This is a genomic window from Nonomuraea sp. NPDC050478 (assembly GCF_044458265.1).
Classification (GTDB): domain Bacteria; phylum Actinomycetota; class Actinomycetes; order Streptosporangiales; family Streptosporangiaceae; genus Nonomuraea; species Nonomuraea ferruginea.
Genome location: NZ_JBITHT010000015.1, coordinates 1 through 25,342 on the forward strand (window position 1 = coordinate 1; position 25,342 = coordinate 25,342).

At 68.1% G+C, this 25,342-nt stretch carries 24 protein-coding genes and 2 pseudogenes; 8 read left to right on the forward strand and 18 right to left on the reverse strand.

Features of this window, described 5'->3' with window-relative positions; all coding sequences use genetic code 11:
* Nucleotides 1–247: 247 nt before the first annotated feature.
* Both ACIBF7_RS43750 and ACIBF7_RS43755 read left to right on the forward strand, forming a co-directional pair.
* The gene (locus tag ACIBF7_RS43750) at nucleotides 248–1,327 is read left to right on the forward strand and encodes an IS110 family transposase (RefSeq protein WP_271277797.1); all 1,080 of its coding nucleotides are present in this window, start codon (nucleotides 248–250) and stop codon (nucleotides 1,325–1,327) included.
* A 222-nt stretch (nucleotides 1,328–1,549) separates the two neighbouring features.
* Nucleotides 1,550–2,413 (forward strand): SMP-30/gluconolactonase/LRE family protein, encoded by an 864-nt coding sequence (locus ACIBF7_RS43755; protein WP_271277798.1) that lies wholly within the window; start codon nucleotides 1,550–1,552, stop codon nucleotides 2,411–2,413.
* A gap of 278 nt (nucleotides 2,414–2,691) precedes the next feature.
* Here the strand turns inward: ACIBF7_RS43755 and ACIBF7_RS43760 are convergent, their stop codons facing one another.
* From ACIBF7_RS43760 to ACIBF7_RS43825, 14 genes and pseudogenes are all read right to left on the reverse strand, one after another.
* A complete protein-coding gene (locus ACIBF7_RS43760) occupies nucleotides 2,692–3,912 on the reverse strand; it encodes an NAD(P)/FAD-dependent oxidoreductase (RefSeq protein WP_271277799.1) in 1,221 nt (406 codons plus the stop codon).
* Nucleotides 3,913–4,113: 201 nt separating this feature from the next.
* Nucleotides 4,114–4,713 carry a DUF1345 domain-containing protein gene (locus ACIBF7_RS43765; protein ID WP_271277800.1) on the reverse strand — a complete coding sequence of 200 codons (600 nt, stop codon included), beginning with the start codon at nucleotides 4,711–4,713 and terminating at the stop codon, nucleotides 4,114–4,116.
* Between the two features lie 191 nt (nucleotides 4,714–4,904).
* A pseudogene (gene htpX / locus ACIBF7_RS43770) lies at nucleotides 4,905–5,756 on the reverse strand (zinc metalloprotease HtpX).
* A gap of 144 nt (nucleotides 5,757–5,900) precedes the next feature.
* Entirely contained in the window at nucleotides 5,901–6,350 is a 450-nt protein-coding gene (locus ACIBF7_RS43775) for a DUF1931 family protein (protein ID WP_271277801.1), read from the reverse strand.
* Nucleotides 6,351–6,367: 17 nt separating this feature from the next.
* Entirely contained in the window at nucleotides 6,368–8,020 is a 1,653-nt protein-coding gene (locus tag ACIBF7_RS43780; RefSeq protein WP_271277802.1) for an FAD-dependent oxidoreductase, read from the reverse strand.
* Complete coding sequence (gene trxA / locus ACIBF7_RS43785; protein WP_148032309.1) at nucleotides 8,017–8,445, reverse strand: thioredoxin; 429 nt, start codon at nucleotides 8,443–8,445, stop codon at nucleotides 8,017–8,019. The genes ACIBF7_RS43780 and trxA overlap by 4 nt, the downstream gene beginning before the upstream one ends.
* A gap of 1 nt (nucleotide 8,446) precedes the next feature.
* Nucleotides 8,447–11,065 (reverse strand): ATP-dependent chaperone ClpB, encoded by a 2,619-nt coding sequence (gene clpB / locus ACIBF7_RS43790; protein WP_271277803.1) that lies wholly within the window; start codon nucleotides 11,063–11,065, stop codon nucleotides 8,447–8,449.
* A gap of 10 nt (nucleotides 11,066–11,075) precedes the next feature.
* Complete coding sequence (locus tag ACIBF7_RS43795; RefSeq protein WP_271277804.1) at nucleotides 11,076–11,369, reverse strand: chaperone modulator CbpM; 294 nt, start codon at nucleotides 11,367–11,369, stop codon at nucleotides 11,076–11,078.
* Nucleotides 11,366–12,292 (reverse strand): DnaJ C-terminal domain-containing protein, encoded by a 927-nt coding sequence (locus ACIBF7_RS43800; protein ID WP_397199778.1) that lies wholly within the window; start codon nucleotides 12,290–12,292, stop codon nucleotides 11,366–11,368. Before ACIBF7_RS43800 ends, ACIBF7_RS43795 begins: the two co-directional genes overlap by 4 nt.
* Nucleotides 12,289–12,795, reverse strand: coding sequence for a nucleotide exchange factor GrpE (locus ACIBF7_RS43805; RefSeq protein WP_271277806.1), 507 nt, complete (start codon nucleotides 12,793–12,795; stop codon nucleotides 12,289–12,291). The genes ACIBF7_RS43800 and ACIBF7_RS43805 overlap by 4 nt, the downstream gene beginning before the upstream one ends.
* A 1-nt stretch (nucleotide 12,796) precedes the next feature.
* Nucleotides 12,797–14,695 (reverse strand): molecular chaperone DnaK, encoded by a 1,899-nt coding sequence (gene dnaK, locus ACIBF7_RS43810; protein WP_271277807.1) that lies wholly within the window; start codon nucleotides 14,693–14,695, stop codon nucleotides 12,797–12,799.
* A complete protein-coding gene (locus tag ACIBF7_RS43815) occupies nucleotides 14,680–15,168 on the reverse strand; it encodes a general stress protein (protein WP_271277808.1) in 489 nt (162 codons plus the stop codon). Before ACIBF7_RS43815 ends, dnaK begins: the two co-directional genes overlap by 16 nt.
* Nucleotides 15,169–15,187: 19 nt before the next feature.
* Nucleotides 15,188–15,637 carry an Hsp20/alpha crystallin family protein gene (locus tag ACIBF7_RS43820; protein WP_271277809.1) on the reverse strand — a complete coding sequence of 150 codons (450 nt, stop codon included), beginning with the start codon at nucleotides 15,635–15,637 and terminating at the stop codon, nucleotides 15,188–15,190.
* A gap of 100 nt (nucleotides 15,638–15,737) precedes the next feature.
* Entirely contained in the window at nucleotides 15,738–18,320 is a 2,583-nt protein-coding gene (locus ACIBF7_RS43825) for an AAA family ATPase (protein ID WP_397199779.1), read from the reverse strand.
* A gap of 159 nt (nucleotides 18,321–18,479) precedes the next feature.
* Between ACIBF7_RS43825 and ACIBF7_RS43830 the strand changes: the two genes are divergently transcribed.
* Nucleotides 18,480–18,908, forward strand: coding sequence for a DUF2267 domain-containing protein (locus tag ACIBF7_RS43830; protein ID WP_148034681.1), 429 nt, complete (start codon nucleotides 18,480–18,482; stop codon nucleotides 18,906–18,908).
* Nucleotides 18,909–18,911: 3 nt separating this feature from the next.
* On the opposite strand, the gene ACIBF7_RS43835 is transcribed toward ACIBF7_RS43830, so the two are convergent.
* Nucleotides 18,912–19,466: a hypothetical protein gene (locus ACIBF7_RS43835; protein WP_397199780.1), complete on the reverse strand. Its 555-nt coding sequence runs from the start codon at nucleotides 19,464–19,466 to the stop codon at nucleotides 18,912–18,914.
* Nucleotides 19,467–20,164: 698 nt separating this feature from the next.
* On the opposite strand from ACIBF7_RS43835, the gene ligD reads away from it, so the two are divergent.
* Entirely contained in the window at nucleotides 20,165–21,139 is a 975-nt protein-coding gene (gene ligD, locus ACIBF7_RS43840; RefSeq protein ID WP_271277812.1) for a non-homologous end-joining DNA ligase, read from the forward strand.
* 20 nt (nucleotides 21,140–21,159) lie between these two features.
* Here the strand turns inward: ligD and ACIBF7_RS43845 are convergent, their stop codons facing one another.
* Nucleotides 21,160–21,615, reverse strand: coding sequence for a phosphate-starvation-inducible PsiE family protein (locus tag ACIBF7_RS43845; protein ID WP_397199781.1), 456 nt, complete (start codon nucleotides 21,613–21,615; stop codon nucleotides 21,160–21,162).
* Nucleotides 21,616–21,908: 293 nt separating this feature from the next.
* Here ACIBF7_RS43845 and ACIBF7_RS43850 point away from each other — a divergent pair, with 293 nt between their 5' ends.
* The 4 genes and pseudogenes from ACIBF7_RS43850 (at nucleotide 21,909) to ACIBF7_RS43865 (ending at nucleotide 23,274) form a co-directional block, all read left to right on the forward strand.
* A complete protein-coding gene (locus tag ACIBF7_RS43850) occupies nucleotides 21,909–22,361 on the forward strand; it encodes a transposase (RefSeq protein WP_397199782.1) in 453 nt (150 codons plus the stop codon).
* Nucleotides 22,255–22,488, forward strand: a pseudogene (locus ACIBF7_RS43855) (IS3 family transposase); the annotation flags it as partial. The gene ACIBF7_RS43850 and the pseudogene ACIBF7_RS43855, both read left to right, overlap by 107 nt.
* Before the next feature lie 190 nt (nucleotides 22,489–22,678).
* The gene (locus ACIBF7_RS43860) at nucleotides 22,679–23,077 is read left to right on the forward strand and encodes a hypothetical protein (RefSeq protein WP_397199783.1); all 399 of its coding nucleotides are present in this window, start codon (nucleotides 22,679–22,681) and stop codon (nucleotides 23,075–23,077) included.
* Entirely contained in the window at nucleotides 23,020–23,274 is a 255-nt protein-coding gene (locus tag ACIBF7_RS43865; RefSeq protein ID WP_397199807.1) for a DDE-type integrase/transposase/recombinase, read from the forward strand. The genes ACIBF7_RS43860 and ACIBF7_RS43865 overlap by 58 nt, the downstream gene beginning before the upstream one ends.
* Here the strand turns inward: ACIBF7_RS43865 and ACIBF7_RS43870 are convergent.
* The gene (locus ACIBF7_RS43870) at nucleotides 23,264–24,433 is read right to left on the reverse strand and encodes a zinc-dependent alcohol dehydrogenase (protein ID WP_397199784.1); all 1,170 of its coding nucleotides are present in this window, start codon (nucleotides 24,431–24,433) and stop codon (nucleotides 23,264–23,266) included. The two genes, ACIBF7_RS43865 and ACIBF7_RS43870, sit on opposite strands and share 11 nt — an antisense overlap.
* Nucleotides 24,430–25,323, reverse strand: a complete 894-nt coding sequence (locus ACIBF7_RS43875) for an SRPBCC family protein (protein WP_397199785.1) — start codon at nucleotides 25,321–25,323, stop codon at nucleotides 24,430–24,432. The genes ACIBF7_RS43870 and ACIBF7_RS43875 overlap by 4 nt, the downstream gene beginning before the upstream one ends.
* Nucleotides 25,324–25,342: the final 19 nt, after the last annotated feature.

Genomic DNA, 25,342 nt, shown 5'->3' on the forward strand with positions numbered 1-25,342 from the left:
CCAGCCACGCCCGTAGTCCGACCGGCGGGTCTCCGACCAGCCGACCTAACCCAACCCCACCGATGAAAGGGACATCAACTCGCAGAACGCACTCTTACGGGGAAGCGCTCCCAAAGGTGTGTGTCGGGCTGGCCGTGTGTGGCTTGATGGAAGCCTCGGCGAGAGAATCCGTCCCGTCACTGGTCTGCCTGCTCGGCCACCCCGGCGCGCACCGCCTTCGGATATCCCTGAGCCGGTGAGGATGCACATGACGGAGTTCAAGAAGCCCAAGGCGCGTCGAATCGTGGGCGGGGTCGACACGCATGCTGACACTCATCACGCCGCGGTGGTGTTGATGAACGGACGCCGGGTGGCCGATCGCGAGTTCCAGGCGACCAGAGCGGGATACGCGAACCTGCTGCAGTGGATGCGTTCCTTCGGCCGGCTGCATGCGGTGGGAGTCGAAGGTACCGGCTCCTACGGTGCCGCTCTGGCTCGCCACCTGAGCAGCGCGAAGGTCAAGGTGATCGAGGTCAATCGTCCTGACCGGCAGCAGCGCAGGGCCAAGGGTAAGTCTGATCCACTGGACGCCTATTCCGCTGCCGAAGCTGTCCTGGCGGAGAGGGCCGGCGCCGTCCCGAAGAGCGGGAACGGGGTGGCCGAGTCGATCCGTGTGCTGCATGTGGTCCGCGCCGGCGCGGTGAAGGCGCGCACCGCCTGCATCAATGAGCTGCAGGCGCTGATCGTCACCGCCCCGGCAGAGCTCCGCGAGCAGCTGGCCGGTCTGAAGAAGGCCCGGCTCGTCGATGCCTGCCTCCGGTTAAGGCCGTCCGCCGATCTGGCGGACCCCGCTCAGAGCGTCAAGGCGGCGCTGCGGTACCTCGCTGCTCGCTACCGCGCCCTCAGCGCCGAGATCGACGCCACCTACAACCAGTGGAAGGCGCTGATCGAGCAGGCCCGGCCCGAATTGCTCACCACCCTAGGCGTGGGTGTGGAGACCGCCGCACAGCTGCTGACCACCTGCGGCGACAACCCCGATCGACTGCGCTCCGAGGGATCGTTCGCGGCCCTATGCGGGGTATCGCCCGTCCCCGCATCCAGCGGCAAAACCCGACGCCATCGGCTCAACCGTGGCGGCGACCGGCAGGCTAACCGCGCCCTGTACGTCATCGTGCTGTCTCGTATGTCCTGCGATCCATCGACCCGTGCCTACGTTGAGCGCAGAACCACCGACGGGCTGTCCAAGAGAGAAATCATCCGCTGTCTGAAGCGATACGTCGCCCGCCAGCTCTACAAGATCATCATCCGCCCTCAGGCGCCAGTAACCGAATCGTCCGCCCTCGCTTGACACGCCATAGAAGCATCGTGCCGCCATCCCGTATCCGCCCGCGCCCTTGCCCACTTGGCCGATGCACAGGGCAGGTCTCCGATCTCCATGGTGGACTTCGCGGTGGCGTCGGTGAACGAGGCTGAGCCGCCGCGACACCGCTTGGTGAGGTACGTGGTCGGCTACGACAGTTCTGGCAGCATGCGCGGCACATGTCCCGTGAGACTTGTCAAGGAGATCGGCATGACCATCGCCTCGTACCCCGTGACCGACCCCGTCGCCGAGCACGGGGAAGGGCCCGTCTGGTCTGGCCGGTGGGGCGGACTGCGGTGGGTCGACATGCTGGCCGGCGACGTGCTGATGCTCGACCTCGACGGCAACGTGCGCCGCCGCCATGTGGCAAAGGTCGCCGCTGTCGTACGGCCGCGCGTGTCGGGAGGCTACGTGGTCGCGGCAGAACGCGAGTTGCTGCTGGCCGACTCCGATGACCTGGACGCCCCGCTGCGCTCGCTCGGCGAGGCGTGGACTGACCCTGCGATCAGGATGAACGAGGGCGGTTGCGACCCCGACGGCCGCTTCTATATTGGCACCATGGCCTACGACGAGAGTCCCGGACGCGGCTCGTTCTACGTGGCCGAACCCGATGGGACGCTGCGGATGGTCCTGCCCGAGGTGACGATCTCCAACGGCTTCGACTTCAGCCCGGACGGCTCCCTCGCCTACTACACCGACACCGCGACCGGGCGCGTGGACGTGTTCGACTATGATCCGGAGGGCGGGCTCAGCGGGCGCCGCCCGTTCGTATTCATCGACCGGGAGGTTGGGGCTCCGGACGGCCTGACAGTCGATGACGAGGGCGGAGTGTGGGTGGCGCTGTGGCAGGGAGCAGCCGTCCACCGCTACGACGTCGGCGGCCGCCTCGACGCGATCGTCGGCCTGCCGGTGCGCAAGGTCACCTCGGTCGCCTTCGGAGGCGAGAATCTGGACCGCCTGTTCATCACCACCTCGGCGCGGGACGTGGACCGCGCTGAGCAGCCGGAGGCGGGTTCCCTCTTCGCCGCCGACCCCGGCGTGCCAGGTCGCCCGGTCTTGCCGACGACACTCTGACCGGGTGCTCTATCGCCCTGGCCTAAACGACGAACGGCGGCTATCCCGAAGCCGCCCGTGCGGAGTACGCCGACCTGCATGCCACCCGATGTCGCGCGGGTGGTCACAGCGGAAGTCTGCCTGAACTCGGCCGGCGCTGATCCTACGGCGGAAGAACAACAGGGGGCAGAGGGCGAGGGGACGGCCAGGGCCGTGGCCCTGGCGAGCCCGCCCGGCCCGGCTTCGGCTGCGCCGCGACGGTCTCCAAGCTGGTGACCTGGCCGCCCTGCCGGCGGCGCTCACTCACTGACGCTGGTGGCGGCGTGGCGCGGACCGGCGTACCGCCAGAAGAAGTTGACCAGCACGGTGATCCGGTTGCGTCCGCCCAGCAGGTACGCCACATGAATGAAGATCCACACCAGCCACGCGGGCCACCCACGCATGGTCAATCCGTTGGACAACTGCAACACGGCCTCGGCCCGGCCCACGGTCGCCATGATCCCCGGATCCCGGTACGAGAACGGCCGCAACGGTAGTCCCTGAGCCGCAGCCAGGACCTGCTTGCCCACGTGCTTTCCCATCTGGATCGCCGGCTGAGCGAGCTGCGGCAGTTGCTCGGGCGGTCCGGCCAGGTCGCCGGCCACGAAGATCTCGGGATGCTTCGGCACACTCAAAGCCTCGGTGACCCTGATCCTGCCGCCCTTGGTCTGCGGCAGCCCCCATTCCGCCACGTAGGCGGGCGCAGTCACGCCGAGCGCCCACACGGTCACGTCGCTCGGCACGTGCGTCCCGTCGACGATCCCCACCGCATCCGGTTCCACGGATGCCACGGTGGTGCCCAGCCGCAGTCGCACCCCTCGCTTGCGCAGCGCGCCTGCCGCCGCATTTCGCAGCAGCGGCCTGTACGGCGCCAGCACGAAGTCGAAGCGCTCCACCAGCGTCACGCTCGTCTGGTCGGGACGAATCTCGGGATGCGTCAGCGGCAGCGTGCGCCGCCGCAGTTCGGCCAGCGTCCCGGCAATCTCGACCCCGGTCGAGCCCCCGCCCACCACCACGACATGGACGCTGTCGCGCCGGCCCGCCACCGCGTCCTCCAGACAGTGCTGGAGCCGCCGCCGCAACGCTGCCGCGTCGTTGAGCGAATAGAGCGGCTGTGCGTTCTCCGGCGCGCCCGGCACGTCGTACCAGTTGGTGGTCACACCGGTGGCCAGCACGAGAAAGTCGTAGTCCAGCGTGCTTCCGTCATCCAACTCCACGCGCCGCTTCTCGGGCAGCACCTTGCTTAGTGCACCGCGGCGGGCGCGCACGTTCGGCCACTTGGCGGCGTAGGTCCTGATGGGGTATGACACGTCGGACATGCTCATCCCGGCCGTAGCCACCTGGTAGAGCAGGGGTTGGAAGGTCGAGTACGGGTTGTGGTCGATCAGCGTGACCAGCGCACCTGCCTTGGCCAGCGTTCGCGCCGCGGCCAGCCCGGCGAAACCGGCTCCCACGATCACGACGCGGGTTCTTCGTCTCATGACCATCTCCCTGCCCCGTGCCGCCCCCTCGGAGGCCCAAAGCATGCCCAGTGTCCGTTGAACCCGAGGGACGCAGGAACCGCGCCTCGTACTACCTGGGCGTATGCGGGACCGTTCGCTGGTGCTGTCGACCAGCCTCGTCCAGTACTGTCTCGGCGCTTCAGGGTGACCTGTTCGAGATCGTCAGGCATCGACACGGGCTCATCGCTGCCCCAGATCGGCGAGGAGACCGACCGACACCGCGATAACGACGGTGCCGAAAAGATAGGAAAGCAGGGCGTGCCCAAAGGCGACTTTCCGGATGCGGGTGCTGGCCAGCACATTGTCCGATACTCCGTAAGCCATCCCCACGGTGAACGCCGTGTAGGCGAAGTCGCTATAGCTCGGCGGCTGCTCCTGCCGGAAGTCGATGCCTCCCTCAATTTCGACATAGTACAAGCGTGCGTACTTGAGGGCGAAAACGGTGTTCGTCAAAGTCCAGGACAGGACCACGGTCACCAAACTCAAGATCACCGCGATTGCGGCAACAGGGTCCTGATCGCTGCCCGGGCGGAGGAGGGCCGCCACGACAGCCGCGAGACTGGCCACCGCAGCGATCAGGATGCCCGTGTCGGTGGTGTGTGTCCCACCTTCCTGTTCGGCGATGCGCTTGGTCCCCTCGTGGTCCTGCGACCAGCTGATCAGCCACGCCCACGCCAGGACGAGGGAAACAGCCACATCCCAAGTGACGAAGAAGAACAGTTCAGGGGCGCCGATGAGCGCGACGCCCCCGCCGGCCACGGCACCGAGCAGGACGCACATCAAAACTAGCCGCAAGGAAAGTATCCGCCGTCCGCGACGCTCCCACGCTGCCCTCACTGCACCAGAGTGTCATAGGACGGGCCGACGCCACCCCTTTTGACGTGCGAGTCCAGCGCACGCTCGCCGTCGCTGACCTCGCTCTCGCCCTTCCGACACCGGGAAATTACCCGTCGGCCCCGAGCACAGCCAGATCAGCGGCGGTAACCGGCCATGGCCTCCAACCGTGCGATCCGGTCGGCGATCGGTGGGTGGGTGGAGAAGAGCCTCCCGATGCCCCCGCCACGGAACGGGTTGGCGATCATGAGATGCGAGGTCGAGGAGAGCCGGCCGGTCTCCGGCAGCGGCAGTTGCCGGGTGCCCGCATGGATCTTCCGTAGCGCGCTGGCCAGCCCGATCGGGTCACGGGCCAGCCGGGCGCCGGACTCGTCGGCCTGATACTCCCGTGCCCGGGAGATGGCCATCTGGATCATCCCGGCCGCCACCGGCCCGAGGACCATCATCAGGAGGGCCCCCAGGAGGCCGGGACCCTCGTCATCGTCTCCCCCGCCGAAGAACCCGGCTATGTAGGCCAGGTAGGTGACCATCGTGGCCAGGGCCCCTGCCACGGAGGAGATCAGGATGTCGCGGTTGTAGACGTGCGACAGTTCGTGCCCGAGGACAGCGCGCAACTCGCGTTCGTTCAGCATCTGGATGATCCCGCTGGTCACACAGACTGCGGCATGACGCGGATTGCGCCCGGTGGCGAACGCGTTCGGCTGCAGAATTCGGCGAAATGTACAGCCGGGGCATGGGCTGGCGCGCCTCCTCCGACAGTTCGCGGACCATCTGGTGCAGCGCGGGCCAGTCACCGGGGCCGACAGGCTGCGCATGATCGCCGACAGTGCGATCTTGTCGGAGAAGAAGTAGGCGACACCGTTGCTGACGAGCGCGACCAGGACGGCGATCTGTATTCCGGTGCTGCCGCTGAGCCACCACCCCGCCAGGATGATCAGAGTAGACAGGGCGCCGAGCAGCGCCGCGGTACGCAGACCGTTGTGACGCATGGCGTCCTCCTTTCTCGAACACATCTCCTACCTATCGCGCTCGAGCCCATCCTCCCTGTGGTGTGGGGCCAGGCCTGCCTGTATCCGAGCAGCCGCCATCCGATCGCGTGGCGAGCGGAGGCAGCGGCAAAGCGCCGAATCTCGTCATAGCAGCAGGTCGAAGACACGGATTGTGCGTGTCCACTCCTCGCTTCCCGGATTCTTACGATCAGGCCCCATGACCCTGATCGCCCTGGCGAGCGCCACGGAGAGCCCACCCGCCACGGCCGGCAGCCGAGCCTCGGTTTCTTCGCTGAGCGACAGATCCAGCGGAGGCAGCGCCGCGAGTTCCGCCAGGATCGATGTCAGGTCCAGTTCCTCGTCCAGGTCCCGGAAGTCGTGCATGTTCTCCTGCAGTCCTTTGGTGATGGGCAGGTCCCAGAACTGGATGATGTCGCGCCGGTTCGACTTCGCGGCGGCCTCGGCGACAATGAGCATGTCGTACAGTTTGCGGTTGACGAAGTCGCTGTAGCGCTTGAGATCGGCCTTGTCCACGTCGAGTCCCGCGGCGGCGCGAAAGAAGTGCTCGAATCTGGAAACTGCGATCACGGGCATGTGGATCACCGTCCTTCCTATTGAGTGCCTGTGGTGGTGAATCTCTCGTGCACCAGGCGTACCGCCATGGCACCTTCTCCGACTGCGGACGCGACCCGCTTGACCGAGCCGCTGCGAACGTCGCCGACGGCGAATACGCCCATATGCCCGGTTTCCAGGGAAAGGGGGGTACCCCAGGGCGACGTGCCCTGACCCGTGACAATGAAGCCGCGGTCGTCCAGCGGGACGGTCCCCTTGAGCCATTCAGTGTGCGGCTCGGCTCCGATGAAAACGAACAGCGCGCTGGTCTGGATCTCCAGGAGTTCTCCTGTTCGCGTGTTCTGCGCGCGAACAGCCTGTAGCGTGCGGTCTCCGAGCAGTTCGCGTACCTCGGTGCAGTACATGATTTCGATGCCGGGAGTTCGGTCGATCTCGTCGGCGAGGTAACGGGACATACTCCCGTGTACGTCGCCGCCGCGCACGAGCATGCGCACCGACGACGCGTTTCCGTTCAGGTAAAGCGCCGCCTGGCCCGCGGAGTTCCCGCCGCCGACGACGACCACGGGCGATCGCCGGCACATGCGCAACTCGAACGGTGTCGCCGCATAGTAGACGCCGGATCCTTCGAATTTTTCGAGATGGGGAACATCAAGCTTCCGATAGCGGGCGCCGGTCGCGATGATCACGGCGTGGGCCTTCACGGCGCACTCGCCCTCCACGATGATGCCGTAGTGGCCCTCACGCGGTTCCAGCTCACTCGCCTCGGCGGGGACCGTCAGGCGGGCGCCGAACTTGCCCGCCTGGATGACGGCACGCTCGGCGAGCTCGGCGCCCGAGATCCCCGTAGGAAAACCGAGATAGTTCTCAATGCGGGACGAGGTGCCCGCCTGGCCGCCCGCGGCTACGGCATCGAGCACGACGGTTGTCAGGCCGTCAGAGGCCGCGTACACGCCGGCGGCCAGGCCTGCGGGTCCCGCGCCTACGACGACCACATCGCATACGGTGGCGCTCGACGCAGGGGCGAGCAGGCCGATGGTCTTCGCCAGTTCGGCGGTGGTCGGGTTACGCAGCACCTGGTCGCCGCGCCAGATCACCACCGGGGTGTCGTGCGGGGAGAAGCGCAGCTCGCGCAGGAGCGCGTCCGCGGCTTCGTCCTCCTCCAGGTCGATCCACCGGTGAGGGATCCTGTTGCGTGCGGCGAACTCGCACAACCGCCGGGCATCGGGTGAGTATCGGGAGCCGATGATGCGGAACCCGGCGTCCAGACCGATCAGCAGGGTGCGGCGGGTCAGGTAGGACCGCAGGATGAGGTCGCCGAGCGCTGGATCGCCCGCCACGATCGTCCGTATCTCGTCGGCCGGCACGGCCAGCACCTCGCCGGGCTCCCGCACGACCGCGGTCACGAATCCCGCCTGGCCGGTGAGGAGGCCGAGCTCGCCGAGGAATCGTCCGGTGCCGTGGACGGCGATCGTCCGCTCCTTCGCGCCGTACCCCTCGACCACGGCCACCTTGCCCTGCAGGATCACGATGAACTCACGGAGCTGCTCGCCCTCCCGGTGCAAAATGTCGCCCGGGGACACGGATCGCCGCTCGCCGTGCCGCGACAGCTCGGCGATCTGATGCTCGTCCAGCCGGGGATAGGCCCCGCACAGGTCAGGCGTCTGGACCACGTCGGCCGGCGAGGCCGTCATGACGGTGCCCCTACTGTGTCTTCGACCCACTCGCGCAACTGCGGCGCGGGCGGCGCGCCTGCGCGTTGCGCCACGACGCGGCCCTCGTGCAGCACCATGAGCGTCGGGACGGCCGTGATCGTGTATCGGCGGGCGAGGGCCGGAGAGCCGTCCACGTCGACTTTGACGAGTTTGAGCCGTCCCGCCATCTCGCGAGCGAGCTGTTCGAGTGCCGGGGTGACTGTCCGGCACGGGGCGCACCACTGTGCCCAGAAGTCGACCAGGACGGGAAGGTCGGCTTGTTCGGCGACCTCGGCGAAGGTGCTGTCGTCAGCGTCGGCGATCCACGGCAGCGGCTGGTGGCAGATCCCGCACTGGGGCCTGCCTCGGTAGGCGTCCGGGACCCTGTTGGGTCTGCCGCAGTTGGCGCAGTTCACGGTGTGCATGTCAGGTCCTAGGCGGATAGAAGGTGACGTTCAGCTCACCCTTGTCAGCACCGACCGTGATGGTTGACCCGTCAGGCACGTCGCCAGCGAGCAGGGCGCGTCCGATCCTGGTCTCCACCTCGCGGGCGATGAACCGGCGCAGTGGCCGGGCACCGTAGACGGGGTCGTAGCCCTGGTTGGCGATGAGCCGGCGTGCGTCCTCGGTGACCTCCAGGGTGAGCCGGCGGCTGGCCAGGCGGTTTCTGATGTCGGTGAACATCAGGTCGACGATGCGCTCAATCTCGGCCTCGGTCAGCGGCTTGAACAGCACGATGTCATCGACCCGGTTGAGGAACTCGGGCCGGAAGTGCCGGCGCAGCTCCCCCATCACGCTCTCGCGTGCCTGAGGCTTGATCTCCCCGTCGGCGGTGACCCCGTCCAGCAGGTGCTGGGAGCCGATGTTCGAGGTCATGATGACCACGGTGTTGCGGAAATCGACCGTGCGGCCCTGCGCGTCGGTCAGCCGCCCGTCGTCCATGATTTGCAGCAGCGTGTTGAACACATCCGTGTGGGCCTTCTCGATCTCGTCGAACAGCACCACCGAGTACGGCTTGCGCCGCACCGCCTCCGTGAGCTGACCGCCCTCCTCATAACCGACGTAGCCCGGCGGAGCACCGACGAGCCGGCTGACGGTGTGACGCTCCTGGTACTCGCTCATGTCGATGCGCACCATGTTGTCCTCGGTGTCGAACAGGGCCGCCGCGAGGGACTTCGCGAGCTCGGTCTTGCCGACCCCGGTGGGTCCGAGGAACAGGAACGATCCGATGGGGCGCCGAGGATCCTTGATGCCGGAGCGAGCGCGGATGACGGCGTCGGCCACGAGCCGCACGGCCTCCTCCTGCCCGATGACACGTTCGTGCAGGATTTGATCGATCTTGAGCAGTTTGTCCCGCTCCGCCTCCTGCAGCCGGGTCACGGGGATGCCGGTCCAGCGGGAGACGATGGACGCGATCTCGTCCTCCGTGACGACCTCGCGCAGCAGCCGGTGGCCGTTCTGCCGGGTACCGAGCCGCTCCTCCTCGGCGTGCAGCCGGCGTTCCAGTTCGGGGAGCCGGCCGTGGCGCAGTTCGGCGGCGCGGTTGAGGTCGTAGGCACGTTCGGCCTGTTCGGCCTCCCGCCGCACGCTCTCCAGCTCCTGCCGCAGGCTCTGCACCTTGCGCAGGGCCGACCGCTCGGCCTCCCACTGTGCCCGCATCGCCTCGGCCTCGGCACGCGAGGCGATCAGCTCCTTGCGGAGCTCTTCCAGACGGGACCGGCTCGCGGGGTCGTCCTCCTTGGCCAGCGCGGCCTCCTCGATCTCCAGCCGCATTACCTTCCTGGTGAGCGCGTCGAGCTCGGCCGGCATGGAGTCGATCTCGGTACGGATCATCGCGCACGCCTCATCGACCAGGTCGATGGCCTTGTCCGGCAGGAACCGGTCGGCGATGTAGCGGTGGCTCAGCGTGACCGCGGCGACGAGCGCGCTGTCCTGGATCTTCACGCCGTGGAAGACCTCCAGCCGCTCGCGCAGGCCGCGCAGGATCGACACAGCGTCCTCGACCGAGGGCTCGTCGATCAGTACCGGCTGGAACCGCCGCTCCAGGGCGGCGTCCTTCTCGATGTGCTGGCGATACTCCTGCACCGTGGTCGCGCCGATCATGTGCAACTCGCCCCGGGCCAGCATCGGCTTGAGCATGTTGCCCGCGTCCATGGCACCCTCGGTCGCCCCGGCACCGACCACAGTGTGCAACTCGTCCACGAACAGCAGGATCCGCCCCTCCGCCGCCTTCACCTCGTTCAGCACGGCTTTGAGGCGTTCCTCGAACTCCCCGCGGTACTTGGCTCCCGCCACGAGCGAGCCCATGTCCAGGCTGAAGATGGTCTTGTCACGCAATCCCTCGGGCACGTCGCCGCGGACGATGCGCTGGGCCAGCCCCTCGACGACGGCCGTTTTACCGACGCCGGGATCGCCGATCAGGACCGGGTTGTTCTTGGTCTTGCGGGACAGGATCTGGATCACCCGCCGGATCTCCTCGTCACGGCCGATCACCGGATCGAGCTTGTCCGCCCGGGCGTCGGCGACCAGGTCTCGCCCGTACTTCTCCAGCGCCTCGTAGGCGACCTCGGGCATGGCCGAGGTGACCCGCTGGTTGCCCCGGACGGCGGTGAGCGCCTCCAGGAACCGGTCCCTGGTCACACCCTGGCCGTGCAGCAGCTGTCCTGCCGCAGTCGTGGAGCCCTCCTCGATCAGGGCCAACAGCAGGTGTTCGACCGAAACGTATTCATCCTTGAGCCGGCTCGCCTCCCGGTCCGCGGCGTCGAGCAGCCGGGCCAGGCGTTGAGTGAGGAACACCTGGCCAGGGGCGGTGCCTGGGCCGCTGACCTTGGGACGGCGCGTCAGCTCCGCCTCTAGATCGGCGCCAAGACGTTGCGTGTCGGCACCTGCTTGTTGCAGCAGCCGAGGTGTCAGCCCATCGGGCTGGTCGAGCAGGGCCAGCAGGAGATGCTCCCCATCGACCTCGGTGTGACCGTGCCGCAGCGCCTTGGTCTGGGCGTCGTGCAGGGCCTCCTGCGACTTCTGCGTCATCTTGTTCGGGTCCATTCCCATCCCCCTAGCGTCGTGGCGAAGGGCCGCGCAGGGCGGTCTCGAGCTCCGCGATCCGGTCGAGGAGGTCGATCACCACGCCGATCGCGGCGTAGTTGATGGACAGGCCCTCGTGCAGCCGCTGAATGCGGGCGGCCGCCATGACCTGGGAGGGGGTGAAGCACAGCTCCCCCCTGGCATCCCTGTCCGGCTCCAGCAGTCCGAGCGTTACCAGCCGGCGGACGATCTCCGGGTGCAGCCCCGTGACCCGCGCGTAGGAATCGAGGTCCAGCCGGGCCGGGCGTACCAATGCGTAGATCACGAGCGCCTCCTCGGGTCGAACCGCGATGCGGCAGCGAGCTGCTCGAACAGGCGTCGCTCCTCGTCGGTGAGCGTGGCCGGCACCATGATCCGGACTTCCGCGAAGAAGTCACCCGCGGGGCCGCTCGGGTTGCGCATGCCGCGCCCTCTCAAGCGCAGGCGACGGCCGCTGGACGTGCCCGGCGGCACTTTCAGCTTCGCCTCGCCGCCTGGTGTGTCGATGGGCACCGTAGCGCCCAGTGCCGCCTCCCAAGGAGCGAGTGGCAGGGCGGTGTGGATGTCGCGGCCCTCCACGCGATACCGAGGATGGTCGGCGATCTGCACGATCAGGTGCAGATCGCCTGCCGGCGCCCCGTCGCTTCCTCGCCCGCCCTGCCCGGCGAGCCTGATGCGCTGCCCGTTCGTGACCCCCGGCGGGATCGTGACGTCCACGCGCCTGCCACCGGGCAGTGTGATTCCGCGACGGCCGCCGCGGTAGGCCTCCTCGACGGTCAGCGTGAGCTGCGCCTCCTGGTCTGCACCGGGCACAGGGCCCCAGCGCTGCCTGCCACGGCCGCCGAACATGCCGCTGAGCAGGTCATCCAGGTCAACGTCTGTGCCGAACCCAAAGCCTTCGGCCGGTGACGACCGCCAGGTGCCGCCCGAAGCGCGCGTGCCTGCGCGGGCGTAGTCCGCGGGGTCTACGTGGGGCGGCACCTGGCGGAAATCGTGGCCGAAGGCGTCGTAGCGGCGACGCTGCTCGGGATCAGAAAGCACAGCGTAGGCCTCCGAGATCTCTTTGAACCTGTCCTCTGCCCCCGGATCTTTGTTGACGTCCGGGTGGTAGGCGCGCACAAGCTTGCGGTAAGCGCGCTGGATCTCGTCCGCGTCGGCGTTCCTGTCCACGCCGAGCACCTCATAGAAGTCCCGCCGTGTGGCCATCATCCCGCCTTCTTCGCGACGGCGACTCTTGCGGGCCGCAGTTGCCGCTCACCCTCGCCGTAGCCGGGCCGCAGCACTTCCACGACGTTGCCAGGCTCGACACCGGCCCGTTCGACGGCGGCCACCGCCTCGTGGCGCGCCGGGTCGAAGACGACGCCCGTCTCGTCCTGTCGTGGGTAGCCCAGGTTGGACAGGACGGCGACGGCTTGGTCGCGCACCGCTCGCACCCCGTCGAGCACCGCCTTCGCGTCGTCGTCGCGGCACGCATGGCTCAGCGCGAGCTCGAGATTGTCCAGGACAGGCAGCCACGCGGCGGCGACCCTGGCGCGTTCCTCGGCCCGCAGCCGCTCGTTGTCGCGGGCGATCCGCTTGCGGAGGTTATCCAAGTCTGCGACGGCGCGCAGCCACCGGTCCTCCAGCTCCGCGAGTTTGGCGTCTGTCTCCGCAGATGCGGCGGCACTCTCCTCACGGGGTTCCTTCCGGACATCGGGTACGTTCTCGTTCATGTCAATCGGGCTCCGAGGTGGAGAACTCCGCGTCGATTACGTCGTCGCCGGCGCCCGGGGCGCTTTCCTCCCGAGCCTGGGGAGGCACCCCAGGCGTCTCTGGCCGGCCACCGGCGGCGCCGAGTCCGTGGTACACCTGCTGCAGTTCGCCACTGAGTGACCGCAGCCGGTCGATCGGCACCTCTTCCTTGATCGCTTGGCGGGCCTCCTCGATGAGCTGCTCCGCACGTGCCTTCTCGTGCACGGGTACGGTGTCCCCGAGCTCCTGTAGCCGGCGCTCCACCTGGTAGGCGACCGAGTCCAGCTCGTTGCGAGCGTCGATGGTCTCTCGGAGCCTGGTGTCCTCGTCACGGTGCTGCTCGGCGTCCGCCACCATCCGCTCGATCTCCGACTTGTCCAGGTTGGAGCTCTCGCTGATGGTGATCCGCTGCTCGGCCCCGGTGTCCTTGTCCCGGGCGGAAACGTTGAGTATGCCGTTGGCGTCGACGTCGAAGGTGACCTCGATCTGCGGCACCCCTCGTGGCGCGGGCCGGATGTTCTCCAAACGGAAACGCCCGAGCACTCGGTTGTCGGCGGCGCGCTCCCGCTCACCCTGCAGGACCACGATGTCCACGGCGCTCTGGTTGTCCTCCGCCGTAGAGAACGTCTCGGTCCGGCGGGCCGGGATAGTGGTGTTGCGCTCGATGACCTTGGTCATGAGCCCGCCCATCGTCTCGACACCGAGTGAGAGCGGTGTGACGTCGAGCAGCACGACGTCCTGCACCTCGCCCTTGATGATGCTCGCCTGGACCGCCGCTCCGATGGCGACCACCTCGTCCGGGTTCACCGTCATGTTGGGGTCCTTGCCGTCGGTGAGCCTGCGGACGAGGGTCTGGACGGCAGGGATCCGGGTGGATCCGCCGACGAGGATGACCTCGTCGATGTCCGCGGGCCTGAGCTTGGCGTCCTCCATCGCCTGCTCGACGGGATGGATACAGCGTTCGACAAGGTCGGTGGTGATCTTCTCAAAGGTGGACCGCATGAGCGTGGTGTTGAGATGCTTGGGTCCGGAGGCGTCCGCCGTGATGAACGGCAGGCTGACCGTGGTCTGAGTGACCTCGGAGAGCTCGACCTTGGCCTTCTCGGCCGCCTCGAAGAGGCGCTGCAGCGCCTGCGAGTCGTTGCGCAGGTCGATGCCCTGGTCCCGCTGGAACTCGTCGGCCAGGTGGTCGACGATCCTGCGGTCGAAGTCGTCGCCGCCGAGATGCCCGTCGCCGGAGGTGGCGCGGACCTCGACCACGCCTTCGCCGATGTCCAGGATGCTGACGTCGAAGGTGCCACCGCCCAGGTCGAAGACCAGCACGGTCTCGTTGGACTTCTTGTCCAGCCCGTACGCCAGGGCGGCGGCGGTCGGCTCGTTGATGATCCGCAGCACCTCGAGCCCCGCGATGCGCCCCGCGTCCTTGGTCGCCTGGCGCTGGGCGTCGTTGAAGTACGCCGGAACGGTGACGACCGCCTCGGTCACCTTCTCGCCGAGGTACTTCGCCGCGTCGGCGGCCAGCTTACGCAGGACCAGCGCAGAGACCTCCTCCGGCGCATACTGCTTGTCGCCGACCTGGAAGCGCACGGCTCCCTGGGGCCCCTCCACGACGTCGAAGGAGACGGCGTGCTGCTCGCTCTGGATCTCGTCGTAGCGTCGGCCGATGAAGCGTTTGGCGGAATAGATCGTTCCTTTCGGGTTGAGGATGGCCTGGCGGCGGGCCAGCTGGCCGACCAGCCGTTCGCCCTGATCGGTGAACGCCACCACGGACGGCGTCGTCCGGGAGCCTTCAGCGTTGGGTATCACCGTGGGGTGACCGTCCACCGTGGCGGCGATCACCGAGTTCGTGGTACCGAGATCGATGCCTACTGCTTTCGCCATTGCTCGTTCGCCTTCCGGAGAAGCTCTTGGGCCCTGGCCGCGTGCTCGGAGTCGACGAGGACCTCGTACTTGTCGGCCACTAGGCCGGTCTCGGAGATGAAGTCCCTTCGGCCGCCGTGTGCCGCGTGCGCGATCAGGCCGAAGATCGCCCCGGCGACCGCGCCGCCCAGCAGTCCCCACAGGACCAGGGCGACCATGGACGCGGCCGTCGTCGCGAAGATCCCAAAGAACAGGCCGATGAGGAGGCCGAACCAGGCTCCGCTCAGCGCGCCCCAGCCGGCCGCGCGGAGGTACGTCATCCGTGCGACGACGTGCTCCACTGAGCGCAGCCCCACGCCCACGATCAATGTCCCATGCACGGGGAAGCCGTGATCCGACAGGTAGTCGACGGTCTTCTGCGCCTCCTGGTACGTGTGGTAAGTGGCGAGCCGTTCCCTGTGGGCCGTGATGGAACCGGTCGGCGCGACGGTCACGGCTGCTCCTTTCCCCGCCTCAGGCGGTCACCTCGATGTGCCGGGGCTTGGCAGCCGCCGCCTTCGGAACGGTGATGGTGAGCACGCCGTCGGACAGGCGCGCCTCGACCCGTTCTGCGTCGACCTCCCCCGGGAGCAGCGTGCGCAGCTCAAACCTGCCGGTCCTGCGCGTCTTGCGGTGCCGCCGCTGACTCTCGTGCTCCTCGATCTGCCCGGTGACGATCAGTTCGCGCTCGGAGAGCTGAACGTCTATCTCGTCCTTCTTCACGCCGGGGACGTCGACCTCCACGACATACGAGTCCTCGGTCTCCGAGATGTCAGCCGTGGGAGTCCACACGCCTGTGGACCTCTCTTCGGCGAACTCTCCCAGGGCTGCATTCATCAGCTGCCCCAGCCGGTCGTAGACGTCCTCGAACTCGCGTATCGGGTATGTCTCGCCGCCCCTGCGGCGCATTGCCAGCAGTGCCATCGGTCCCTCCTGGGATGGAGGTTCGGGTTCGGTATTTACAGTTCTGACTCTTGTCGGCGCGCTGGGCGGTCGCATCCCCAACTCGTGTAGTTTCGGCGGCTCAGTTTTCGCTCTCATCGTGCGACCGGTCGGGGCCGACCCGTTCCTGCGCCACCGCGAGGCGTGTGAGCTCGACGCGGGAGCCGATGTTCAGCTTGCGGTAGACGTGCCGCAGATGGAACGCGACTGTATGGACGCTGAGGAACATCTGCTCGGCGATCTGCCGGTTGGTATGTCCGTCGACGGCGAGCAGGGCGACGGCATCCTCGGTTTCCGTGAGGCTGTCCCAGCCGGAAGCGGGCCGCGGAGTGTTGTGCCAGTGGCGGCGGCGCACTCCCATGCCGCGCAGCTTCCGGCGGATGCGTGCCGCATCCCTGGTGGACCCGATGTCATGGTAGATCGCCAAGGCTCGATCCAAACTGGTGATCGCCTCCTGCTGCTCCCCGACGGCCTTCAGCAGCACGCCAAGATCCTCCTCGGCCGAGGCCCGCGCCCATATGTCCTCGATCTGCTCGGCAGCGCGGGTGAGGGCCTCGCGATCGCCGTCGAGCAGGCCCCGGGCGTGCGCGGCGGACGCGGCCAACATCGGAAATCCCAAGCTGGCTTGGCTGAGGGACTCCGCCATGGTGACGATGGACTCGGCCGTTGCACGGTCTCCCGCGCCCATGGCGACCCGGACCATCCACGCGCTCACCGTCGGATCCATGGCGAGCAGCGAAGACGGCTGCTGCAGCGGGCCGCAGAGACTCGTGAGCAAGGTCATCGCGCTCCGAGGGCCGTCGCGCGCCTCGGTGACTTGGGCTGCCAGCAGCGCGTGCCGCGCACGCGCTTCGCTCGATCCCTCTGCGGGGGCCGCGACACGTCGCGTCGCTTCTCGCAGGTCGCCCCGTCGGAGAGCGACGGCGGCGAGCATGCCGCTGGCCACCTCGGCTGCCAGCGGGATGTTGTGAACGGCGGCGAGGCTCAGGGCTCTCCTCCCTTCGGTGATCGCACCGTCGAACCGGCCCGCGGCGAACTCGGCGCGAGCCTCCAATGCCGCGACGTCCGCTACCCAGGCCAGATGGTCATGAGCGAGCATGTCCGTGCGTGCCTGCTGGAGCATTGCCCGCGCCTCGTCGAGGCGGCGCACATCGATGAGCATCGCCGCGATGGTGAGACAGGCCTCGTAGCGGCGTTCGTCCGGCCGGTCCTCGCTGGCCAGCCGCCAGGCGTCCTCGGCCAGTGCAACGGCGTTGGAGAGCCTGCCCTCGTCCCGCTCGATCGTGGCGAGGGCGGTCAGCGCGGCCACCATGACGGTTGGACCGTGCCCGGATTCGCCGTCGATGATCTCCTCCGCGTACGCCCGTACGTACTCGTCTTGCAGGCGTGTCATGGCGTACAGCCTCACGACGACCGCGCGGTCACGCACGTGATGCCAGCGGGCCGGGAGGGCCAGCACGCTGTCGGCCTCGTGGATCGCCTCGTCGCCTCTGCCGGTCCGGTACATGATGTCCGAGAGCAGGCATCGTAGTTCCGCCACGTTCTGTGCGGAGCGATTGCCGGCGAGACGTTCCTGGACCATGTTCTCGGCCTCCTCCAGCCGCCCATCGGCGACCGCCGCGTGGACGGCAGCGGCCGAAGCGGTGAAAGGGGCGCCCGCCGGTTCGAGGTCTGTGAGAGCGCCGGACTGGCTCAGCAGTGCATCCCGTATTGGCGGAGGAACCCATGTGGCGGTGGCGGTCCCGATCAGCTCGTAGCGGAAGGCGAGCCCACGCCCCGTGACGTCGAGAATGCCCGCCGCCGTGGCTTCCTCGATGGCGGAGAGCAAGCCGGCCGGTGTGGTGCCGAGCAGCGACGCGGCCTGCTCGATCGGTAGCGGCCCACCGAGCACGGCGACCGTCTCCATCAGGCTTCTGGCCTCCCCGCCCAGGGCATCGGTCCAGCGTCGCACCACCGTTCGCAGCCGGGCGGGCAAATGGGCACGTGACATGGCACCACAGGACGCGTCGAGGCGGCCTTCGACGCGCAGGCCGGCAAGCAACTCGGTGATCAGCAGAGGATTGCCCCCGGCACCGGCCACCAGCGCACGCGTCGTCGGATCGGGCGGCCTCCCGAGCATGTCCGTTGCCAGCTCCGCGACGGCTTCCGGCGAGAGCGGCGCGAGCGTCACCCGCGCGGCGCCGTTCCGCTCCAGGAGGCCGAACAGGCAGGCGGCCCGGGCGTCGTTCCCGGCGGTCGAGCCGCTCAGCAGCCAGCCGACGGGCTGGGTCGTCAGCCGGTCGTGTAGGAGACGGACAGTCCGCAGCGTCGCAGGTTCGGCCCGGTGCAGGTCGTCGAACACGGCCAGCACCGGCGCTCCGGCCCGCTCTAGGAAGCCCTTCGTCAGGCGGTCCAGCAGGTGCGCCGGTGAGCCGACGGACTCTGCCTCGAACGGGAGGTCGAGGGCTTCCAGCAGGAAGCCGCACGAAACGAGTTCGCCGAGCTCCTCCACGCTGCCGCGGATCACGCCGATGCCGTGGTGGGGAGCGGCATCGGCGGCTTCGTTCAGCAGCCTGCTCTTGCCCACCCCGGGTTCACCGTCTACGAGTAGCGTGCCGGTCCCGCCTTGTTCCAGCGTACGAAATAGCCCCTCGACCTGGCTCCATTCCCGTTCGCGTCCCCGCATCTCGTCCCCCCAATCGAGCACTTTCCGGCGCCGGAGCAGCGAATCCCATGCCTGCCGAGATCTTTTGTGCTCGGTGCACTACATGTCCTGGGGATGTGGTTCGAGGGCGGCTGGAGCCAGGGTTGTAGTGCCGTAAGAGAACGCGAAGGGGTGGACGAGATGGCGGAGACCGGTTATGCGCCGTTCAACCGGACGGTGGACAAGACGAACCGGGTCCTGCGGGAGATCGAAGAGGCGCACGGTTGGTCTGCTGAGCACCGGAACCGATCCTACGCCGCCCTCCGGGCGGTGCTTCACGCGCTGCGCGACCGGCTGTCCGTCGAGGAGAGCGCGCACCTCGCCGCCCAGTTGCCGCTGCTGATCCGCGGTCTCTATTACGACGGCTGGCGCCCGGGCGCGGTTCCGGTGAAGCTCAACCGCGAGAAGTTCCTCGACCGTGTGTCGAGCGGGGTGGACTTCGAAGTCCAGGAGAGTACGGAAGATCTCGTCAAGACGGTGTTGCAGGCGCTCAGGAAGCACATTTCCGACGGCGAATGGGAGGACGTGAAATCCAGCATGCCGAAGGACCTGGCTTCGGTGCTGCCCTAGCGGTCAGGTCTTTCGCCGTCGGCGCAGGGCGCGGATGAGCCGGAGCGGGAGGAGTCCCACCAGAGGAGTCCGCCTGCCGAGATCGTCTCGGTCCTCTTTATCGAAGGCCTCGGCGTAGCGGCGGCCATCCTCGGCGGAGGCGTACCATTTGGCGCTGCGATCGGGTTCTTCATCGGAGCGGCGGCCATGGCCACCGGCGGCATTGCCGAGTTGCTGTTCGGCGTCCAGGCAGAGCAGCAGTCGCTGGAGAACATCGCCCGCCCGCTGACGGCAGAGAAAGAAGAGATGGAGCCCGCCGAACGCGAGTCCCTGCTCCGGGCCGAGCACGAGTATGGCCTGAGCATGGAGGGCAGGCGCGAGGCGGCGGAGCGCAGGGAGCGGGCCCGCCTGCGCAGCGAACGCCGAAGGACGTTGGAGAGCGCAGGAGCCCCACGCTTTCGCCCAGGTCCCGGGACCAGGCTGTACTCGCCAGGCGCGATCGGCATCAGTGGGACGGCCAGCCAGTACGCCGCCATCGCCGGGGAAACCCTCGATCGGGAGATCGACGAGGTGGCTCACGCGCTGGAGCATCACGCACGGCCCTGCGGATCGCGACACCCTCGCCAAACGCGTCCACGGCCGCACGTGGGGACCGGGCCGCTTCCGCACCGCCCTGCGCCACCCGGCTTCGCGCAACCGTGTCGTTCTCCAAGACCGCTCCAAGCGCGCCTGCCGTTACAGCCATCGAAGCCGCCATCCACAACAGCTGCAGTAGTCGGCCAGGCCGACGGCATGGTCCAGCTCCCGGTGGTGAGGGCGAGGGAGGCGAGGAACACGATCGCGAACTGGGCCGCGTAGAAGGTGAACATGCCCATGACCACTGTGAACGGTGGGGAGGTTGAACAGTGCCGCCTGTTCGCGTGCCTCCTGCCTGCTCCCATGGCCGGGCACCTGCTCCCACAGTCGATGCACGACGGTCAGGACCCCGTGGCCGTGAAGTGCGTACGACCCTCCTCCTCAGCGATGCACTGATCCTGCCGCAAGCCGATGCGCCATATCCAGGCCAGGACGAGGCTCTAGGCGACGATCCAAGAGACCGGTACGGACAACTCGGCGGCACCCGCGATCCCGACAGCCATGTCCACCACAACCCCCGACACGACCGAGGTCGACAACCGCCGCTAGGAGAGGAGCCGTCGTTCGGGGCGCTCCCAGTGAGCCCTCGTCTGAACCACGATGTCACAGGAGCGCGTTCCGCACTTGGGTATGACCTCCTCATGGGGGACCTTCCGGAGTACTCGCCGATGTTGGCGCGGCTTGGGCGGCTGCCGCCGTCAGCAGAGGACCGGCTGTTCGGCTACGAGATGAAGTGGGACGGTGCACGGACGGTCGGCTACGTGGACGGCGCCGCACTCCGGCTGTTCTCACGCAACGGCCTCGACGTCACAGCCGCCTATCCGGAGCTCGGACCGCTCCCGACCGCCGTCCGCGGCCGCGCGGTGCTCGACGGGGAGATCGTCGCACTCGACCACCGGGGCGTGCCGAGCTTCACCGCGCTACAACCGCGTATCCACCAGCGGGATCCGAGTAGAGTCGCGGCATTGGCTCGGTCGACGCCGGTCTCCTATCTGATCTTCGATGTCCTGCACGTGGACGACTTCTCCACCATCGACCTGCCGTACGCGGAACGCAGAGAACTGCTTTCAACGACCGTGGCGGCAGGAGAACGCTGGAGCGTCCCGCCCCACAGCGTCGGCGACGGGGCCGCGGCGTTCCGGCGGAGCCGCGAACGCCTGCTGGAAGGCGTGGTCGCCAAGCGGCTGGCATCGACTTACGAGCCGGGACGGCGCAGCCGCCACTGGGTGAAGGTGAAGAACTTCCGCACCCAGGAGGTGATCGTGGGAGGGTGGAGACCAGGCGAGGGCAGACGCGCCGACATGATCGGATCGCTGCTCCTGGGCGTGTACGACGACTCGGGACGGCTGATCTACGTGGGGAATGTAGGCACGGGCTTCACGGACGCTATGCTGCGGGATCTCGCGGCCCGACTGGCGCCGTACGAGCGGCCGGACAGCCCGTTCGACGAGGAGCTGCCGCGCCCGCACGAGCGCGACGCGCGATGGGTCGCTCCCGTCCTGGTGGGCGAGGTGCAGTACACGGAGTGGACTGCAGACGGCCGTCTGCGGCATCCGAGCTGGCGCGGCCTGCGCCCGGACAAGCGGCCGGACCAGGTACGGAAGGAGGAGGACTGACGGCGAGGATCGGTCAGTCCTCATCCGGAAGCGCTGGAGTCGCGGCGCGCGCCCGACGGCGGACGGGTGGGCCGCCGCTGCGACCATCGTGCCAGCGCCAGCGCCGCGACCAGCATGAAGGCGCTCGCCGTGTAGATGACAAGCTCTGTGAGCTGCTGGCGGCTCTCTGCCGGGTTCACAGGGATAGTCAGCCGGACGACCACTGACAGGATGTGCCGGATGATCGCGATGGTGCCGACGATGATGAACGGTTCCAGATGCAGGCGGCCGCCCGCGAGGTGGGTCTGCACCGTCACGAAGATCTCCAGCACGATCAGCACGAGGAGCAGCTCTTCCAGGATGACGATGATTCTCTCAGCCCCAGACGCCCCTCCTTGAACGACCGTGAAGGTCATCAGGGCGAGAATGCCGACGCCCAGAGCCAGCAGCGCGAACGACACCAGATAGAGGATCCCGTGCTCGGCAGCGACCAGCATGGCCAGCAGCCTGCTGTTGCCTGGCTTGTGGGCGACCTCGTGTGCCACGGCCTCGGCCGGAGATGGAGGTCCGGGCGCACCTGATCTGTCCGTTGGATTGTTCATGAGCTGTACCTGGGATCGTGCTGGGTGTGTTGCGACCGTGGTCAGGGTGGCCCATACCCTCGGATTGGCACGCGTGAATCTCCCGGTCCGGTGCGGTGCCGTCCATCATCTGCCCAGCTCAGGTACCCGCACTCATAGCTGATCGCGGCTCGAGACCTTCAAAGGTGAGGACTACATGGCCTAGGTACGTGACGAGGCGTCGCAGGCAGTTCTCGCCGGAGTTCAAGGAAGAAGCCGTCCGCATGGTGCTGGAGGGCGAGCGGACGGTCGCGTCGGTGGCGCGGGAGTTCGGGATCAACGCCAGCACCCTGGGCAGCTGGGTGAACCGGCACCCCATCGTGCAGGGCGAGGAAGAGCAGCCGGTCTCCGGGCCGGACCAGGCGCGGCTCCGGGAGCTGGAGCGGGAGAACGCCGACCTGCGCGAGAAGCTCGCGTTCTTGAAAAAGCAGCGGCCTTCTTCGCGGTCGAGAATCGATGACGCTCGCCAAGTACGAGCTGATCGATGCGGAGAAGGCCCATCACGCGATCACCCGCATGTGCGGCTGGCTGGAGGTGTCGCGGTCGGGCTTCTACGAGTGGCGCGGACGGCCGGCCTCGGCCACCGCGCAACGCCGCACGCTGCTCACCGCGCTGGTCGCTGAGATCTTCGCCGACTCGCACGAGACCTACGGATATCGGCGGGTGCACGCGGCGCTGCTACGCCGTGGCGAGCGCTGCTCGGCCGAACTGGTCCGTGCGCTGATGCGCGAGCTGAGCCTGGTCCCGGCGCAGGTGCGGGCGTTCCGGCCGGTCACCACCGTGCAAGGCGACTTCCGTGGCATCCCCGACCTGGTCGGCCGCGACTTCACCGCGCAGCGTCCGGGACTCAAACTGGTCGGCGACATCACCTACATCCCCACCTGGGAGGGCTTCCTCTACCGTCATCGACTGTCACAGCAAAGCGGTCCTCGGCTGGGCCGTGGCCGACCACTACCGCACCGATCTGATCAAGGACGCGATCCGGATGGCGGCTGCCACAGGCCTGCTCCAGCCGGACGCCATCTTCCACGCCGACCGCGGCTCGAACTACACCTCGGATGAGTTCGGCCGCTTCCTGAAGAACCTGCAGATCCGCCGCTCGGCCGGCCGAACCGGGGATCTGCTACGACAACGCGATGGCCGAGTCGTTCTTCGCCGCGATCAGAACGAATGGCTGCACCGCTTCGTCGGCTCGTGCGCGAACTGGGCTTACAGGGCCTTGTGCGCGGCAAGACCACCTGCACCACCTAGCCCGGCCCGGACACACCCCGGCCCGATGATCTGGTCGCACGTGACTTCCACGCGCCGGCGCCGAACCGGTTATGGGTGGCGGACCTGACCTACATCCGCACCTGGAGCGGCTGGGTGTACGCAGCCTTCGTCATCGATGTGTACTCGCCTAGGGTGGTCGGCTGGCAGTTGGCTACTCATCTACGCACCGACCTGGCACTGGACATCCTGGAGATGGCTCTGTGGCACCGCCGCCACAACCCCGCCGACGGCGGCTCTGGCCACGAAGGCAGGCTTACGGAGTGAGGACCACCTTGTTGCACTCGTCCTGCTTGTTCTTGAACAGCTCGAACCCGCGCGGCGCCTCGCTGAGCGGCATGCGGTGCGAGATGACGAAGCTCGGGTCGATCTCGCCCGCGCGGATCCGCTGCAGTAGCGGCTCGGTGTAGCGCTGCACGTGGCACTGGCCGGTGCGGATGGTCAGCGAACGGTTCATGACAGTGCCCATCGGGAACTTGTCGACGAACCCGCCGTAGACGCCGATGACGGAGACCACGCCGCCGTTGCGGCAGGCCATGATGGCCTCGCGCAGCACGTAGGGGCGCTCGGTCTCCATCCGGGCGGCCTGCTTGGTGCGGTCGTAGGCGTACATGGCCGGAGTCGGGTGGTGGGCCTCCATGCCGACGGCGTCGATGCAGGCGTCGGGGCCGCGCCCGCCGGTCATGTCGCGCAGCGCCTCCAGCACGTTCACCTCCTCGTAGTTGAGGACTTCGGCGCCGGTGCGCTGGACCCGCCGCAGCCGGTACGGGAAGCGGTCGATGACGATGACCCGGTCCGCGCCGAGCAGGAACGCGCTGGCCGCGGCGAACTGCCCGACCGGGCCCGCGCCCCAGATCGCGATGGTCTGGCCCGGCTTGATGTCGCACATCTCCGCACCCATGAAGCCCGTCGGAAAGATGTCCGACAGGAACAGCACCTTCTCGTCCGGCAGGTCGTCCTCGACCTTGATGGGGCCGACGTCGGCGAACGGCACGCGCACGTACTCGGCCTGCCCGCCGGCGAAGCCGCCCAGCATGTGGGAGTAGCCGAAGATACCGGCGGGCGCGTGGCCCATCAGCTTCTCGGCCATGCCCGCGTTGGGGTTGGAGTTCTCGCACAGCGAGTACAGCTCGGCCTCGCAGGCGAAGCAGGCGCCGCAGGCGATCGGGAACGGCACCACCACGCGGTCCCCGGTGTGCAGGTTGTGCACGCCGGGGCCGACCTCGACGACCTCGCCCATGAACTCGTGGCCGAGCACGTCGCCCTTCTTGACGGTCGGGATGTAGCCGTCCACGAGGTGCAGGTCGGAGCCGCAGATCGCGGTCGATGAGACGCGGACGATCGCGTCGCGCGCGTTGAGGATCTGCGGGTCCGGAACGTCTTGGATCTCCAGGCGGTTGCGGCCCGCCCACACGTTGGCCTTCATGCCCGTCCTCCGATCGGCTGTGCGGGACGCTGATGGAGCTGGCGCCGGGCGCGGTGGCCCTCGGGGCTGCCCTCGGAGCGGACCACCTCGCCGGTCTCCATGACCTGCTTGAAGCGGCGCAGGTCGTCGCGGACCTGCTGCTCGGGGTGCTCGCCGACCATGCGGGCGACGGCGGCGGCGAGCTTGCGGCCGGGCGCGCCGTACTCCAGGGAGACGTCCACGACCGTGCCGCGGCCCGCGGGCCCGTCGGTGAAGCTGACCAGGCCGGCGGTGGCAATGCCGGCGCCGGGCACCGAGCGCCAGGCGATGAGGTCGCCGGCCCGCTCATCGATGATCTCGGCCTCCCATTCCAGGTCGACGATCGGGCCCTTGGCCTTCCAGCGGGAGCGGCGCTGGTTGATGGTGCGCACCGAGTCCAGGTGGACCATGAACGAGGGCAGGTTCTGCAGGTCGCGCCAGAAGCGGTAGACGTCCTCGCGCGGCTTGTTGATGGTGATGGAGGCGCGCACCTGCAGCGGACCCTTGGTCTTGGCAGTGCCGCCCCGGGCGCAGGCGGCGTCCAGGGCGGTGAGCCCGGCGACGGCGCCGAGCGCGGCCAGGGCGCGGGTGCGGCGGGCGCCGGTGCGGCCGGCGGCGGCCCTGCCCAGGACGCCGAGGTCCATCGTGTCGCCGGCGACCCTGGTCCACGCCCACTGGGCAGGGTTCTTGGCGCCGAGCAGCAGCGCGGCGTGCAGGAGCTCGCGCCCGCCGACGAGCCTGGCGACGGTCGTGGCCCCTGGCGCGTCGTCGACGCCGCACAGGCGGGTCACGGCCCGTGGTGCCGCCAGTTGCGCCGCGCCCAGCGCGAGGCTGGTCCACCCGAGCGCACGGGCGAGTTTGTCGGTCATCATGCGTCCTAACGCAGGTTTT